The sequence below is a fragment of the Bacillus sp. JJ722 genome, from assembly GCF_036963345.1.
In the GTDB taxonomy this organism is placed as follows: Bacteria; Bacillota; Bacilli; order Bacillales; family DSM-1321; genus Bacillus_AD.
In genome coordinates this window covers 363-687 of the sequence record NZ_JBALMO010000416.1, presented here as the reverse complement: position 1 = coordinate 687, position 325 = coordinate 363, and the positions used below count along the sequence as shown (strand labels likewise).

Here is a 325-nt window from a genome sequence, read left to right as displayed (position 1 = left end):
GATAATAGCCGTTTTCTCTTATTTGTTTATAAACTTCAGGTCTTTGAACAGTATGTACAATCATGTTTTATAAAACTCCTTTAATTAGATTTTCCATATTATTCTACATACTCATTTATTTAATTTTAATAAATTAACATGAATAGATTTTCATTTCCTATACACAATATTGTAGTAGGAGGTGAAAAGCTTGAAGTATCTTACTGCTTTTTTACTAAAACTCGTATTTAGTTTTTTAATTTTGTATATGATTCTGGATTTATTTAATAACATGTCATTTAATGACGTCTTTATTATTTCAATAATTTTAGTCATTTTTTCATTC

Annotated in this window: 1 protein-coding gene; it reads left to right on the top strand. The window is 23.1% G+C overall.

Annotated features, from left to right (window positions below):
• Positions 1 to 181: 181 nt before the first annotated feature.
• Positions 182 to 325, top strand: a 144-nt coding sequence (locus tag V7014_RS27440; RefSeq protein ID WP_438824993.1) for a DUF2512 family protein, incomplete at its 3' end; no start/stop codon positions are given.